Source organism: Alsobacter sp. SYSU BS001988, from assembly GCF_054796215.1.
This window is the reverse complement of the sequence record NZ_JBTAMK010000002.1, coordinates 340,380-355,097: the sequence shown is the minus strand read 5'-3', so window position 1 is coordinate 355,097 and position 14,718 is coordinate 340,380. Positions and strand designations below refer to the sequence as shown.

Here is a 14,718-nt window from a genome sequence, read left to right as displayed (position 1 = left end):
CGGACGGTCGTTCGCCGGCGACCGGGTCGGCGCCCAGCGGCGCGACGTCGCGGGCTCAGAGCGCCTGGGCGGCGAGGCCCTTCATCAGCACGGGGCCGGTGGGCCGGCCCGTGGGAGAGCCGCCGGCCGGCTCCAGGGTGACCTCGTAGAGCTGGTCGCGCGCCGGGGCCGGCAGGCCCTTCACGGCGAGGTCGACGCTGCGCAGGGCGTCGAGCAGGCCGACCGAGACCGGCCCGCGGGCCCGGTCCCACAGCGTCCAGACCTGCAGCGAGCGGCCGGGCGGCGCCGTGATCGCGTCCAGCGGCACGAGCTCGGTGCGGCCGTCCGCGAAGGCGTTGACGACGGCGGCGGGCCTGTCCGCCTCGCCGAGCAGGATGGCGACCAGCACGGGCGCGCGGCGGCTTTCGCGCAGGGCCGAACCCAAGGCCACGGCCAGGACGAGCGCGGCCGCCGCGCCGGCGAGGCCGACGCCGCGCCAGACGCGCAGGTCGCCCCACAGGGCGCGCCACCACGGATCCGGCGGCGGCGCCGCGGGCCGCGCCGCCGCGGGCCGCGCCGCCGCAGGGCGCGCCGCCGCGGTGCGGGGCGCGGGGGCGGGGGCGGCCGCCGCGAGCCCGGCCTCGATGCGGCTCCACAGGGCCTCGGGCGGGGCGAGCGCGGGGGCGGCGCGGTCCATCCCGGCGAGGCGTTCGCGCCAGGCCTCGACGGCGGCGGCGAAGCCGGCGTCCTCGGCGGCGAGGCGCTCGCAGCGGGCGAGGTCCTCGCCCGTCGGGAGGCCGAGCGCGTATTCGGCGGCGAGGCCGTCGAGGTCGTCCGTGCGGGCCGGGGTCACGCCATGCACTCCCGCAGGGCCGCGAGGCTGCGGCGGATCCAGGACTTCACGGTGCCGAGCGGCACGCCGAGGCGCCCGGCCAGCTCGCCGTGGGTCAGCCCGCGCGTGTAGGCCAGAACGATGGCGTGGCGGCGCAGCGGCTCCAGCCGCTCCAGGCAGCGGCGCAGGGCGTCCGCGTCCGAGAGGGCGGACACCACGGCCTCCGCGTCGGCCTCGTCGGAGGCGACGTCGAGGCGGTCGTAGTCCTCGACGAGATCGGTGCGGGCCTCGCCGCGCAGCACGTTGAGGGCGAGGCGGCGCAGGATGGTGAAGATCCAGGTCGCGGGCTCGCCGCGGGCGGGGTCGTAGCTCGCCGCCTTCTCCCAGATGCGCATGAAGGCGTCGTGCACCACCTCCTCGGCGAGGTCGCGCCGGCGCAGGAGGCGCATCGCCACGCCCAGCATGCGGGGCGCGAAGGCGTCGTAGAGCGCCCGCAGGGCCGCGCGGTCGCCGCCGGCGCAGCCGCGCAGGGCCGCCGCCGCGTCGAACGCGTCGCCGGGGTTGGGGAGGGGCGGCTGGCGCAGGGCGGCGGCCCCGCCGGGCGCTGGATCAAGCTGCATGGCCTCCTGCATACACGCGGCGGGCCTCGTCGGATGCGTTCGGAGACGGCCGGGGCGAAAATAAATCGCGCCGCCGCTGCATCCGCGCGTCCGGCCCGCGTGTAGCCGCACCGCAAGGCCGACGGGATCGGCCAAGGGAGAACGGCGATGAAGACATCCATGATGGCGCTGGCGCTGGCCGGCGGACTGGCGACCGCGGGCGGCGCCCAGGCTCAGACGGTCGCGGCCCTGATGGGCGACAACATGCTGGCGATGGTCGACGCCAAGGCGATGAAGGCCGGCAAGGCGATGAAGATCTCCGGCGTGGACGGGACGGTGCTGGGCATCGACGTGCGCCCGGCCGACGGAATGCTCTACGGCCTGGTCTCCACCGGCGCGGTGGTGACCATCGATCCCGCCACCGGCAAGGCGACGATGAAATCCAAGCTCGACGCGATGCTCCCGGCGGGCGTGGCCGCCACGGTGGACTTCAACCCCGTGGCCGACCGCCTGCGCGTGATCGGCGCCGACGGCACGAATCTGCGCGCCAATGTCGACGACGGCAAGGTGACGACCGACGGCAAGCTGAAATTCGCCGAGGCGGACATGCACAAAGGCGAGACGCCCAAGGTGGTGGCCGGGGCCTACACCAACGCCATGAAGGGGGCGAAGGAGACCACCCTCTACGACGTCGACGCGACCATCGGCGGCCTGCTCAAGCAGGCCCCGCCCAATGACGGCGTGCTCGGCGCGGTGGGCAAGCTCGGCGTCAAGGGCGCGGCCTACGCGTTCGACATCGCGGCGGGCGAGGGCGGCTCCAACGAGGGCTGGCTGATGGCCGACGACACGCTGCACAAGGTGGACCTCGCCACCGGCAAGGCGACGCCGGTGGGCAAGATCTCGGGCCTCGGCGGCGCGGTGACCGACATCGCCGTCATGCCGGCGATGTAGGCGGCTTGCGACAACGGCGCGCGGCGGGCCTTGCGCCCGCCGCCGTCACGCCGGCCGGGGCGCGCCCGCCTGCCGCAGCGGATGGGCCCGCGCGAAGGCCTCCTGCGCCTCGCAGCGCGCCATGATGGCGTCGACGGTGGGGATGTCGGCGACCTCGATCTTGAACACCCGCATCACCGCCACGACGCTGGCGAGGCAGATGTCGGCCATGGTGACGCTGTCACCGTGGCAATAGGCGCCCGTCTGCGCCTCGGCGCTCAGGCGCGCCTCCAGGGCCTGCAGGCCGGTGGAGAACCACTGGATCTGCCAGCGCCGCCAGGCCGCGTCGTCGAAGCCGCCCTGGGTAGTGAGATAGCGCCGGATGCGCGGCGTGATCAGGGGATGCGTGTCGGAGGCGAGCCCCGCCGCGATGGAGCGCACCCGCGCGCGTCCGACCGGATCGGCCGGCAGCAGGGCCGGCTGCGGATGCGTCTCGTCGAGATATTCCAGGATGGCCAGCGACTGCGTGATCGTCGGCCCGCCCGCCTGCACGAGCGCCGGGATGGCGCCCATCGGGTTCACCCGCAGGAAGTCCGCGCCGCGCTGCTCTCCGGCGTCGAGATCGACGTTGCGTTCGCGGGCCGAAAGCCCCTTCAGCGCCAGCGCGACGCGCACCCGGTAGGTGGCGGAGGATCGCCAGAAGGAGAACAGTTCGTAGGTCGGCTCGTCGGTCATGCGGCGCGTCTCCGGTGGGCGGCGGATCGTGGCATGGCGCGGGCGCCGACGGAACCGGAGAGTGCGGGACGCGGCCGTCCCTGCGACGAGCTCATTCGACGACGTCGTCGGCCCCGCTGATGATCGAGGGCGGGAAGACGAGCCCCAGCTTCTCGGCCGCCTTCACGTTGACGAAGAGCTCCACCTTGGTGACGAGCTGGACCGGCAGGTCGGTCGGCTTGGCGCCGTTCAGGATCTGCCCCACATAGCCGCCCGCGCGCCGGTGGGACTGGGTGAAATCGCCCCCATAGCTCATCAGGCCGCCCGCGAGCGGAAAGTCGCGCGATTGCGTCACCGCCGGCATGGCGTGGCGCACGGCGGACGCGGCGAGCTGATCGCTGCGGAAGGCGAAATAGGGGTCCGACGTGAAGACCAGCCCGCCCGCGCCGAGCTGGGCCGCGGCGGCGAAGACCGCGTCGAACTCCTCCTCCCTGCTGGCGCGCAGGACGTGGACGCCCACGCCGAGCTTCTCGGCGGCCGCGTGGAGGTTGGCGACCTGCGAGGTCGCGGTGGGGCTGGTGGGGTTGACGGCGATCGCGAAATGGGACGCGTTCGGGATCAGCTCGCGCATGAACTCCAGGCGCTTGCGGGAGACCTCCACGCTGAGGCTGGAGACGCCGGTGATGTTGCCGCCGGGGCGCCCCAGGCTGTCGACGATGCCGAGCTGGACGGGGTCGCCCCCCATCTCGAACACGATCGTGACGGTCGAGGTCGCGGCCCGCGCCGCGAGCGCGACGGGCGCGCCGCCGGCGGCCACGATGACGGCGACCTTCCGGCTCGCCAGCTCGGCGGCGAGGGCCGGCAGCCGGTCGTAGTCTCCCTCCGCCCAGCGATAGTCGATGACGAAGTCGCGTCCCTCCAGGAAGCCGCTCTCGGCCAGGCCCTTGCGGAAAGCCTGGAGGCGGCTGGCGAACAGCGTCGGCGATTCAGGGCACAGATAGCCGATGACGGGCATGGCCGCCGTCTGCGCCCGCGCCGGAAGGGCCAGCGCCGCCGCGCCTCCGGCCAGGAGGAGCACGTCGCGCCGGTTCATGGGCTTTCGGCTCCGGCGCAGGGGTCAGAGGCGATCCGGGCGTCAGCCCTGGCGTCGGCCGTCATCACCGTCATGTCCTCCAGTCGCGTGGATCTCGACGAGGCCGCCGCACGATACCCGAAGCGCCGGCTCTTCGACAGTCGGACGAGGCATGCGCCCGCCCGGACGGGGTCAGCGGAGGACGGGCTCGCCGATGGCGATCCGGAACACCGCGACCTCCTCGTCGTAGCCCTTGATGGGCAGCGCGCCGAGCGCGCCGACGGCGTGCTTGCCGCGCACGGCGTCGGCGACCGTGGCGTCCATCAGGATCTCCCTGTCGGCGGCCGAGGCGCAGAGCCGGGCGGCGAGGTTCACGACCGCCCCGATCGCCGTGTAGTCCAGCCGGCTTTCATATCCGATCCGGCCCACCGTGGCCGCGCCCATGCACAGGCCCACGCCGAACCCGATCAGGTAGCCGCGGGCCCGCCAGCCGACGAGCAGCTCCTGGACGTCGCGCTGCATCTCCACCGCCAGGTCGGCGCCCTGGAGGGCGGGATCGTCCACCGGGACGGGAGCGTTGATGAGGACCATGAGGCCGTCGCCCGAGTAGCTGATGAGCGTCGCCGCATGGCGGGTGATGACCTTGCCCAGCGTCTCGTAATACTCGGCGAGGACGCTCATCACCTCCTCGGGGGTCGACCGCGCCGAGAAGGCCGTGAAGCCCCGCAGGTCGCCGAAGACGACCACCACATTGGTGCGGCGCCCGTCGAGGACACTGTCGTCGCCCGTCCGGTCCACCAGTTCGGCCACCTGGGGGGCGAGGAACCGCCGGAGCCGGGCGATGCGCTCCTCGCGCTCCCGCGAGACGGCCAGCTCGGCGGCCATGATGTTGAACCGTTCCGCCAGGCGCTCGAATTCGTCGCCGGACTTGATCGAAATGCGGTGCTCGAAGTCGGCGGCTCCGATGCGCTCGGCGCCTTCTTCGAGAAGCCGGATCGGCTTCGTCATTCGCAACGCCAGGACATAGGCGAGGAGGCCCGCGAAGCCCGCGCCGGCGAGGAGCAGCCCGGCTGTCCGGCGCAGCGCGTCATAGATGGGGCCGAAGGCTTCGGACAAAGGCTGTTCGACGACGACGGTCCAGTCCGGGCCCGGCACCGGAGCGGCCGCCGCCGCGACGGCGGCGCCGTGGGCGTCCCGGCCTGTCGCGATGCCGGCGCCCGCGCGGCCCACGGCCAGGCGGATGGCGCGGAACGGCTTCAGCGTGACCTCGTCGGCCCCGCGCAGGACCAGGCTGATGTCCGGATGGGCGATGAGCCGACCCGGGCTGTCCAGGACGAAGGCGAAGCCGGTCTCGCCGACCTTGATGGCCGAGATGACGTCCCAGATCAGCTTGAGGTTGACCTCCGCGACGACCACGCCGACGGACCGGCGGTTGCCGCCGATCGCCACCGTCAGATAGGGCTCGGAGCCCCGGTTGTAGCTGACGTCGCCGTACCAGATCCGGGCCGAGAAGGCGCCCTTGACGGCCGGCTCGGCGGAGAGGTCGTCGCGGCTCTCGGTCCGGTTCAGGCCGATGCGCGACACGTGGAGGCGCTCGCGTCCCGCGCCGTCGACGATTGTGAGGCTGGCGACGGCCGGCGTCTGGCGCAGGAGGCGCAGCGCGTCGGTCCGCCGCCGGTCGTCGGGCTCGTCGCTCCACGGCAGCTGCACGAGCCACCCCAGCTGGCTGGCGAGGCCGTCCAGGAAGCCTTCGATCCTGGCCGCCGCCGACGTGGCCTGCAGGCCGAGCAGCTGGTCCAGCCGCGCCCTCTGGTCGCGATAGCCGAGCCAGGCCTCGCTGGCGCCGTTCACCGCCAGGGGGACGACGACGGCCGCAAACAGCACGAGCAGGTATTTTTGGAAGAGGCCGCGGACTTGAGGTCGCCACTTCATGAGGACCGGCTCGCGTGAGCGGCTTCGACTCGACCATTCGGGCGCCGCTCGCCGCCGAAAGCCGTCGCTGGCGCGCCGACGTTCAAGAGGCCCTCAGGCGCGCGACCTGAGGCGCGGGACGAGACGGTGTCCCGCAGAGTAGCACGAGTTTCGACCAGGATCGAAGCCGGGCCTCCCCGGGCGGGGAGGGGAACGGCTGTGACGCGCAGCACATCGCGGGCCCGGCGTCTCCGTCAGGCTCTCCTCGTCAAGGGAGGGTCACATGGCCAAAACGCTTCGCCTGGGTTTCGGCGTCTTGAGTTACGCGTTCTTCCTGCTCGTGTTCCTGTACGCCGTCGGGTTCACGGGCGGCTTTGGGGTTCCCAAGGGCATCGACGACGGCCCGGCCGAACTCTCCGTCGCCAGCGTCGGCGTCGACCTGGCCTTGCTGACGCTGTTTGCGATGCAACACAGCGTGATGGCGAGGCCCGCCTTCAAGCGCTGGTTCACGCGGTTCGTCCCGTCGACCATCGAGAGGAGCGTGTTCGTCTTCCTCGCCAGCTCGGCCCTGGCGCTCCTGTTCTGGAGGTGGCGACCGCTTCCGGGCGTGGCCTGGGAGGCCCACGGGATGATGGCCGGCGCCCTGCGCGCGGGCTTCTGGCTCGGCTGGGGGATCGTGCTCGCGAGCACCTTCATGATCAGCCACTTCGAGCTTTTCGGCCTGCGCCAGGCCTTCGCCGGCTGGACGGGGCGGCCCATGGCCCAGGCGGCGTTCAAGACGCCCTACCTGTATCGCTGGGTCCGGCATCCCATCTATCTCGGCTTCATCGTCGCGTTCTGGTCGGCGCCGGTGATGACGACGGGACACCTGATGTTCGCGGCCGTGTGCACGGCCTACATCCTGGTGGGCATCCAGCTGGAGGAGCGCGATCTGCTGGCGTATTTCGGCAAGGCCTATGCGGATTACCGCAGGCGGGTCTCCATGCTGATCCCGACGCCGTCGCTGGGCGCCGCGCGCCGGTCGGACGGGCCTGAGGTCCAGAGGTTTGGACCGGCCGCGCCGTCGACCGAGGGGTGAGGAGACGCCGCGTCTCCAGAGGCCGAGGCGGGTGCGCCTCGGCCTTTTCGCGTCACCGCGACCGCGGGTCGAGCGCGTCGCGCAGGCCGTCGCCGAGAAGGTTGAAGGAGAGCACGGTCGCGAAGATCGCGATGCCGGGCCAAAGCGCCATCCAGGGCGCGTTGCCGAGGAAGCGCTGGGCGGAGTTCAGCATCGACCCCCAGGACGGCGCGGGCGGCTGCAGGCCGAGCCCCAGGAACGACATGCTCGCCTCCGCGATGATCGCGGACGCGATGGTGAGGGTCGCCTGCACCATGAGCTGCGGCAGGATGTTGGGCAGGATGTGCCGCACAGCGATGCGCCATTGCGGATTGCCGACCGCGCTGGCCGCCTCGATGTAGTCCTCGGCCTTGATGGAGAGCACCTGCCCGCGCGTCAGCCGGATGAACAGCGGCATGGCGGTGATGCCGATCGCCAGCATGGCGTTGAACAGGCTCGGCCCGAAGAAGGCCGCGAAGGCGATGGCGAGGATCAGGAAGGGGCAGGCCAGCATGGCGTCCGTGAAGCGGCTGATGAGGCCGTCCACGAGGCCGCCCAGGAAGCCGGCCGCGAGCCCGAGCGGCACGCCGATCGCCATCGCGATGCCGACGGAGGTCAGCCCCGCCATCAGGGACGCGCGCGCGCCCCAGATGATGCGCGACAGCATGTCCCGGCCGGCCTCGTCGGTGCCGAGCCAATGGGCGGCCGACGGCGCCTTGCGCACCGCCGTCCAACTTTGCGCGATGGGATCATAGGGCGCGAGCAGCGGCGCGAAGACGGCGACGAACACCATCAGGAGCACCACCGCGAGCCCGACCAGCGCGCTCTTGCGCCGGGCCAGCCGCCGCCAGACGCGGCTCTGGAACAGACCAGTCCGGACGGCGGAGGGCGAAGCGGCGATCGTTTGGGAAGTCGCCACGGTCAGCTCCTCAAACGCGGGTTGACCAGGATGTAGCCGATGTCGGCCAGCAGGTTCAGAGTGATGTAGAACAGCGACGTGACCAGCACGACGCCCTGCACCACCGGGTAGTCGCGGGTGAACACCGCGTCGACGATCAGCTTGCCGAAGCCCGGGATCGTGAAGATCTGCTCGGTGAGCACCGCGCCCGACAGGAGCGCGCCGAACTCCAGCGCGCCCAGCGTGATGATCGGCGTCAGCGCGTTGCGCATGGCGTGCTTGAACACCACCACCCACTCGCTCAGGCCCTTGGCGCGGGCGGTGCGGACATAGTCGCTCTCCAGCGCCTGCAGCATGGCGCTGCGGGTGTGTCGCATGATGACGCCCGCGATGGCGGTGCCGAGCACGAAGGCCGGCATCACCGTGGTGGCGAGGTTCATGCGCCAGTCCTCCCAGGGGCTGACGAAGCCCGAGGCCGGCAGCCAATTGAGGTGCACGGAGAAGAACAGGATCAGCATGATGCCGAGCCAGAAGTTCGGCACCGAGATGCCGGCCAGCGACACGATGTTGGCGGCGTAGTCGACCGGCGTGTTCTGGCGCAGCGCCGAGATCACGCCGCCCGCGATGCCGAGAACCAGCGCCACGATGATGCCCATCACGGCGAGCTGCAGCGTCACGGGCAGCTTCAGCAGGATGAGGTCGAGCACCGGCCGGTTGTGCCGCATGGACTCGCCGAGGTCGCCGGTGAGCACGCCCTTCACCCAGTACAGGTACTGGACCACGATCGGCTGATCGAGGTGGTACTGCGCCCGGATGGCGGCGAGCGTCGCTTCGTCGGGGTTCTCGCCGGCGAGCACGAGGGCCGGGTCGCCGGGCAGCATGTGCTGCAGCGAGAAAATGATCAGCGACAGGATGACGATGGTGGGGACCAGCTGCAGCAGCCGGCGCAGGAGCAGCGAGGACATGGCTCAGCCCTCCGCCGCTGACGCGGCCTTTTGCGCCGCCATGGCCTCGAAGGCTCCGAAGAGCTCCTCCAGCTTGGGGTTGCGCGGCTCGCGGATGCGCTCCGACTCGTCCTGCGGCGGCAGCTCGCGCCAGAACGCGCAGGCGTTGGCGTGGCCGCTGGGCTCGACGTCGAGGCTCATGTCCACCGTCTGGCAGGCCGGCCGCGCATGCGGGCAGCGGGTGTGGAGACGGCAGCCCTGCGGCGGCGCCAGCGGGCTCGGCAGGTCGCCATGCAGCCTCGCGGCGCGCGCACGCTGCCGGCTGGGCGGCGCCGCGACCGTGATGGCCGACAAAAGCGCCCGCGTGTAGGGGTGGCGCGGCGCGTGGAAGATCTCGTCCGCCGCGCCGATCTCGACGATCTTGCCGAGATACATCACGGCGACCCGGTCGGCGATGTGCTTCACGACGCCGAGATCGTGCGAGATGAACACATAGGCGAGGCCGAGCCGCGCCTGAAGGTCCTTGAGCAGGTTCAGGACCTGCGCCTGGATCGAGACATCCAGCGCCGAAACGGCCTCGTCGCAGATGATGGCGTCGGGCTCCGGGGCGAGCGCCCGGGCGATCACCACACGCTGGCGCTGGCCGCCCGAGAACTCGTGCGGATAGCGGTTCGCGAGCTCGGGCCGCAGGCCCACCATGTCGAGGAGTTCGGCGACGCGCTGCGCCCGCTGACCGGCCGGCACGATGTTCTGCAGCATCAGCGGCTCGGCGATGGTCTGCCCGATGGTCATGCGCGGATTGAGGGAGGCGTAGGGGTCCTGGAAGATCAGCTGCACGTGCCGCCGCTGCTCGCGCATCGCGCCGTGGCTCATCGCGGTGACGTCGCGGCCGGCGATGAAGACCTGCCCGGCGCTGGGCTCGATGAGCCGCATCATCAGCCGGCCCAGCGTGGACTTGCCGCAACCGGACTCGCCCACGATCGCGAGCGTCTCGCCCGGCATGAGCGCCAGCGAAACGCCGTCGACGGCGCCGAGCCGCGCCAGCGGCCGGCCGAAGACGCTGCGCTTCACCACGTAGCTCTTGCCGACGTCGCGGACTTCGATGATCGGCCCGGGGGCCGCCGACAGGGACGCGTTCACGGAACCAGGGTCTCCAGCGGCGCGCGCCAGCAGCGGCTGGAATGGCCGGGCGTGATTTCCATGAGGGCGGGCGTCTCGGCGCATTTTTCGATGCGGAAGGGGCAGCGCGCCTGGAAGCGGCAGCCCGAGGGCGGATGCGCCATGTCGGGCACCGTTCCGGTGATGGCGACCAGGCGGTCGCGCTTCTCGTCCAGCCGCGGCAGCGAGCCAAGCAGCCCGACCGTGTAGGGATGCTGCGGGAAGGTGAAGAGGTCCTCCACCGAGCACTGCTCCACCACCTGCCCGGCATACATCACGATGACGTCGTCGCTGGCCTCCGCCACTACGCCGAGGTCATGCGTGATCAGAATGACGGCGGCGCCCGTCTTGCCCTGCAGCTCGCGCATCAGGTCGAGGACCTGCGCCTGGATGGTGACGTCGAGCGCGGTCGTGGGCTCGTCGGCGATCAGCAGCTCCGGGTCGCAGGCCAGCGCCATGGCGATCATCACGCGCTGGCGCATGCCGCCGGAGAGATTGTGCGGGTATTGCGCGTAGCGCGCCTCGGGCGACGGGATGCGCACCAGGCGCAGCATCGCGATTCCATGGTCGGTCGCCTGCGCCTTGGTGAAGGGGCGGTGGCGCAGGATGACTTCGTTGATCTGCTCGCCGATCGTGTAGGACGGGTTCAGCGACGTCATCGGCTCCTGGAAGATCATCGCCATCCGGTCGCCGCGCAGGTCGCGCATGGCCCTCTTCGGCTCGGCGAGGAGTTCGCGGCCCTCGAACGCGACCGACCCGGAGATCCGGGCCGAGTGCTCCGGCAACAGCCGCATCACCGCCAGCGAGGTGACGCTCTTGCCGCTGCCGGACTCGCCCACGATCGCGAGCGTGCGGCCTTTCTTCACCGTGAAGCTGACGCCGTCCACGGCCGTCACGGTGCGCCCGTCGGACGTGAACGTGACCCGCAGGTCTCGGACGTCCAGAACAGTGGGCGCGTCCCCGCCGGCCCGCATGGAGCGGGTCGGCGAGGTCTCGGGCGAGGCGGTGGAGATGCTCATCGGCCTCAGTTCGCGCGCTTCACGCCGGAGAGGCGGATGATGCCGTCCGGGGCCGGCTTCATGCCGGTGATCTTGGCGTTGTGCGCGAAGATCCACTGCGAATGGTAGAGGTACACGATCGGCAGATCCTTCTGCAGGATCGCGTTGGCCTTGTCGTACTCGACCTTGCGGGCGTTGGCGTCGCCGATGGAGCGCGCCTTGGCGAGGATCCCGTCGAGATCCTTGTTGCAGTACTTGGCGTCGTTGCCGGACGCCCCGCATGCCAGCATCGGGGTGATGTTGAGGTCCGGGTCGACGCGGCCGCTCCAGCCCACCAGATGCGCCTCGAACTTGCCCTGGCGGGCGATGTCGAGCAGCGTCATCAGCTCGGTCGGCTTGATCGTCATCGTGATGCCGACCTCGGCCACCATGGCCTGTACGAGCTGGGCCACCTGCTGGCGCTCGGCGTCGGTGGGCACCAGCAGCTCCAGGTTGACGGACTTCACGCCGGCCTCGGCCATCTTCTTCTTGGCGGCCGCGAGGTCGCGTCCAGGCACCGGGAACTTCTTGTCGTAATAGGGGCTCGTCGGCGGGAAGGGCTGGTTGCCGATGCTGGCCTGCCCGTCGAACACCACGTTGCTGATGGCCTCGCGGTCGATCGCGAGGCTGAAGGCCTGGCGGACGAGCTCCTTCTTGCCGGCGTCGAGATCCGCGCCCTCGCCGTTGATGTCGAAGGTGATGCCGTAATAGCCGAGCCCGACCACGGGCACGACCGTGAAGCCCTTGTCGGCCTTGACGGCCTTCACGTCGGTGGCGGCCATGCGCTCGATCAGGTCGAGCTGCCCCGAGCGCAGGTTGAGCAGGCGGACATTGGAGTCCGGCATGCCGCGATAGACCAGCCGGTCGAAGTGGAACTTGTCGGCCGCATAGTATTGCGGGAACTTGTCCAGCACGATGCGGTCCTGCGTGACCCGCTCCACGAACTTGTAGGGGCCGGAGCAGACCGGCGCGTCGGTGAACTTCTCGCCCAGGGCCTCGCCCGCCTTGGGGCTGATCATCATGCCGGCGCGGTCGCTGAGCGCCGCGAGCAGCGGCACCGACGGCTCCTTCAGGTTGATCTTCACTGTGAGCGGGTCGACCACGTCGACGGACGCGATGGCGCTGATCTCGGCCTTGCGGCGGGAGATCTTGATGGTGAGCTCGCGGTCGAGATTGTACTTGATCGCGGCGGCGTCGATCTTGGTCCCGTCATGGAACACGGCGTCGGGCCGCAGCTTCAGGGTGAGCGCCGTGCTGTCGGCGTTCCACTCCCAGCTCGTCGCCAGCATGGGGATGATCTGGCCGTTCTCGTCGATGTCGACGATCTTGTCGCACAGCGACTGCAGCACGTGCCGGCCGACGAAGCTCCAATTGGACACCGGGTCCAGCGTGTCGGGATCGTCCTGCAGGCCGATGCGCAGGGTGTTCTGCGCGGCGGCCGGGGCGCTGCCGGCCGCCAGGCCGCCGAGCGCCAGGCTGGCCGCGAGCGCGAGATAGATCGGTTTCATCGACGTCCCTCTCCTGTTTTGATTGTTCGATGCGGGCGTCATCGCGCGACCGCGTAGCCTTGCACGCCGCGCGGGTTCGCGCCCGCTTTCACGAGTTGCACCTCGCCGTCCATCTCCCGCGCCACGGCGGCGAGCCGGCCCTCCGACCACGGATCATTGACCGTGATCCTGTGGCCGCGCCGGGCGAGATCGTCCTGCACAGCTTGCGGGAAGCGGGATTCCAGCGTCAGCGAGCCGAGGCTCACCTCGCGCGGCCAGAAGGAGCTCGGCAGGTGGTCGGTGTGGAACGAGGGGGCGTCGATCGCCTCCTGCAGGTTCATGCCGTGGTGGATGTGGCGCAGCAGCATGATGAGCTGCCACTGGTCCTGCTGGTCGCCGCCCGGCGTGCCGAAGGCCATGTAGGGCTTGCCGTCGCGGAAGGCCGTGGAGGGCGTCAGCGTGGTGCGCGGCCGCCTGGAGGGCTTGAGGCTGGATGGGAGCCCTTCCTCCAGCCAGAACATCTGGCCGCGCGTGGTGAGGCTGAAGCCCAGCCCCGGAATGACCGGGCTCGACTGGAACCAGCCGCCGGACGGCGTCGCCGACACCATGTTGCCCCAGCGGTCCACCGCGCTCACCTGCACGGTGTCGCCGCGCTGGGCGCCTTCGGGCGTCAAGGCGGCCTCGCCCTGCCGGTCGATCGCGGGCGCGACCTGCCGCGCCACCGTCGGCTCGCCGCCGCCGACGCCCGGCTGCGGAATGGTCCCGACGGGACGCAGCGGCGGCAAAATCGGCGCGCGGCCGTCGGGCGAGCCGGTGCGGAACGCCATCGACGCCTCGGCGCCGATCAGCGCGCGGCGCTCATCCGCATAGGCGGCGGACAGTAGCGTCTCAAGCGGCACATCCGGGCTGTCGCCGTACCAGCACTCGCGATCCGCCATGGCGAGCTTTGCGGTCTCGGCCAGGAGATGCACGAAGTCCGGGCCAGTCGGGTCGAGCCGGTCGATGTCCGTGCCCTTCAGGATCTGCAGCATCTGCAGCAGCACCGGGCCTTGCGACCAGGCTCCGCACTTGAAGACCTCGTAGTCGCCATACGCGACCGAGACCGGCTTCTCGACCTTCGGCGCGTAGTCCGCCATGTCCTGCGCGGTGATCAGGCCCTTGTGCCGGCGACCCGAGACGTCCCACACCTCCTGCGTGGCGCAGAAGTCCGCGATGCGTTCGGCGATCGGGCCCCGGTACCAGAAGTCGAGCGCGGCCTGAATGCGCGCCTCGCGGCCGCCGGCGCCCCGCGTCCGCTCCAGGATTTCGCCATAGACGGCGGCGATCTGCGGATTGCGGAACAGCCGCCCGGCCTCCGGGGCGACGCCGCCTGGCAGGTAGATCTCGGCCGAGCTCGGCCAATGCGTGGTGAACAGCTCTCGCATCTGCGCGATCGTGTTGGCGATGCGCGGCACCAGCGGGTGGCCGGTGCGGGCGTAGGAGATCGCCGGCGCGAGCACGTCCTCGAGGTCCGCGGTACCGTAGTCGCGCAGCAGCGTCAGCCAGGCCCCGAAGGCGCCCGGGATGCAGGCCGGCAGCAGGCCGGTGCCCGGAATGATGTCGAGCCCGAGCGAACGGAAATGGGCCACGGTCGCGGCGGCCGGCGACGGGCCCTGCCCGCTGATCACGATCGGCGCGTCCGCGCCGGCGGGCGTCACGATGATGGGGACTTCGCCGCCCGGGCCATTCAGATGCGGCTCCACCACCTGCAGCACGAACCCGGCCGCGACGGCGGCGTCGAAGGCCGTGTGGCCCTTCTCGAGGATCGACATGCCGACCGTGGAGGCGAGCCAATGCGTCGACGAAACGGCCCCGAAGGTGCCCCTGAGTTCAGGTCGGGTCGTGAACGTCATGGCGCTTCCAAGTTGCTGAACGCGAAGAACTCTCTCGCAGGCCATGCGTATTTCAACGGAGGTCGCCGAGGTCAACCGCTTTAGCGCAACCCAGCCCAGCACGGTGCGGTCGCTACATCTCTTGCGTGCAATGCTCCGGGCGTGTGTCCTGCTCGCCCGCCCCGCACCC

At 70.9% G+C, this 14,718-nt stretch carries 13 protein-coding genes; 2 read left to right on the top strand and 11 right to left on the bottom strand.

Annotated elements, in window-relative coordinates:
- Window positions 1–55 precede the first annotated feature (55 nt).
- Together ACYVO7_RS05695 and ACYVO7_RS05690 are read right to left on the bottom strand one after the other, a co-directional pair.
- On the bottom strand, window positions 56–832 hold the full coding sequence (locus ACYVO7_RS05695) for an anti-sigma factor (protein WP_460448864.1): 777 nt from the start codon (window positions 830–832) through the stop codon (window positions 56–58).
- Window positions 829–1,431 carry a sigma-70 family RNA polymerase sigma factor gene (locus ACYVO7_RS05690; RefSeq protein ID WP_460448863.1) on the bottom strand — a complete coding sequence of 201 codons (603 nt, stop codon included), beginning with the start codon at window positions 1,429–1,431 and terminating at the stop codon, window positions 829–831. Before ACYVO7_RS05690 ends, ACYVO7_RS05695 begins: the two co-directional genes overlap by 4 nt.
- Before the next feature lie 147 nt (window positions 1,432–1,578).
- Between ACYVO7_RS05690 and ACYVO7_RS05685 the strand changes: the two genes are divergently transcribed.
- The gene (locus ACYVO7_RS05685; RefSeq protein ID WP_460448862.1) at window positions 1,579–2,361 is read left to right on the top strand and encodes a DUF4394 domain-containing protein; all 783 of its coding nucleotides are present in this window, start codon (window positions 1,579–1,581) and stop codon (window positions 2,359–2,361) included.
- Between the two features lie 45 nt (window positions 2,362–2,406).
- On the opposite strand, the gene maiA is transcribed toward ACYVO7_RS05685, so the two are convergent.
- From maiA to ACYVO7_RS05670, 3 genes are all read right to left on the bottom strand, one after another.
- Window positions 2,407–3,075 carry a maleylacetoacetate isomerase gene (gene maiA, locus ACYVO7_RS05680; RefSeq protein WP_460448861.1) on the bottom strand — a complete coding sequence of 223 codons (669 nt, stop codon included), beginning with the start codon at window positions 3,073–3,075 and terminating at the stop codon, window positions 2,407–2,409.
- A gap of 91 nt (window positions 3,076–3,166) precedes the next feature.
- On the bottom strand, window positions 3,167–4,147 hold the full coding sequence (locus ACYVO7_RS05675) for an ABC transporter substrate-binding protein (RefSeq protein ID WP_460448860.1): 981 nt from the start codon (window positions 4,145–4,147) through the stop codon (window positions 3,167–3,169).
- Between the two features lie 171 nt (window positions 4,148–4,318).
- Complete coding sequence (locus tag ACYVO7_RS05670) at window positions 4,319–6,058, bottom strand: cache domain-containing protein (protein ID WP_460448859.1); 1,740 nt, start codon at window positions 6,056–6,058, stop codon at window positions 4,319–4,321.
- 262 nt (window positions 6,059–6,320) lie between these two features.
- On the opposite strand from ACYVO7_RS05670, the gene mddA reads away from it, so the two are divergent.
- Window positions 6,321–7,115 carry a methanethiol S-methyltransferase gene (gene mddA, locus ACYVO7_RS05665; RefSeq protein ID WP_460448858.1) on the top strand — a complete coding sequence of 265 codons (795 nt, stop codon included), beginning with the start codon at window positions 6,321–6,323 and terminating at the stop codon, window positions 7,113–7,115.
- A 52-nt stretch (window positions 7,116–7,167) separates the two neighbouring features.
- Here mddA and ACYVO7_RS05660 read toward each other — a convergent pair whose 3' ends face one another.
- From ACYVO7_RS05660 to ACYVO7_RS05635, 6 genes are read right to left on the bottom strand one after another with little or no spacing between them, the layout of a single operon-like run.
- Entirely contained in the window at window positions 7,168–8,034 is an 867-nt protein-coding gene (locus ACYVO7_RS05660; protein WP_460449127.1) for an ABC transporter permease, read from the bottom strand.
- Between the two features lie 20 nt (window positions 8,035–8,054).
- Window positions 8,055–8,996, bottom strand: a complete 942-nt coding sequence (locus tag ACYVO7_RS05655; protein ID WP_460448857.1) for an ABC transporter permease — start codon at window positions 8,994–8,996, stop codon at window positions 8,055–8,057.
- A gap of 3 nt (window positions 8,997–8,999) precedes the next feature.
- On the bottom strand, window positions 9,000–10,115 hold the full coding sequence (locus ACYVO7_RS05650) for an ABC transporter ATP-binding protein (protein WP_460448856.1): 1,116 nt from the start codon (window positions 10,113–10,115) through the stop codon (window positions 9,000–9,002).
- Window positions 10,112–11,107: an ABC transporter ATP-binding protein gene (locus tag ACYVO7_RS05645; RefSeq protein ID WP_460449126.1), complete on the bottom strand. Its 996-nt coding sequence runs from the start codon at window positions 11,105–11,107 to the stop codon at window positions 10,112–10,114. Before ACYVO7_RS05645 ends, ACYVO7_RS05650 begins: the two co-directional genes overlap by 4 nt.
- Before the next feature lie 50 nt (window positions 11,108–11,157).
- Window positions 11,158–12,678, bottom strand: a complete 1,521-nt coding sequence (locus ACYVO7_RS05640) for an ABC transporter substrate-binding protein (protein ID WP_460448855.1) — start codon at window positions 12,676–12,678, stop codon at window positions 11,158–11,160.
- 38 nt (window positions 12,679–12,716) lie between these two features.
- Window positions 12,717–14,549, bottom strand: coding sequence for a gamma-glutamyltransferase family protein (locus ACYVO7_RS05635; protein WP_460448854.1), 1,833 nt, complete (start codon window positions 14,547–14,549; stop codon window positions 12,717–12,719).
- Window positions 14,550–14,718 lie beyond the last annotated feature (169 nt).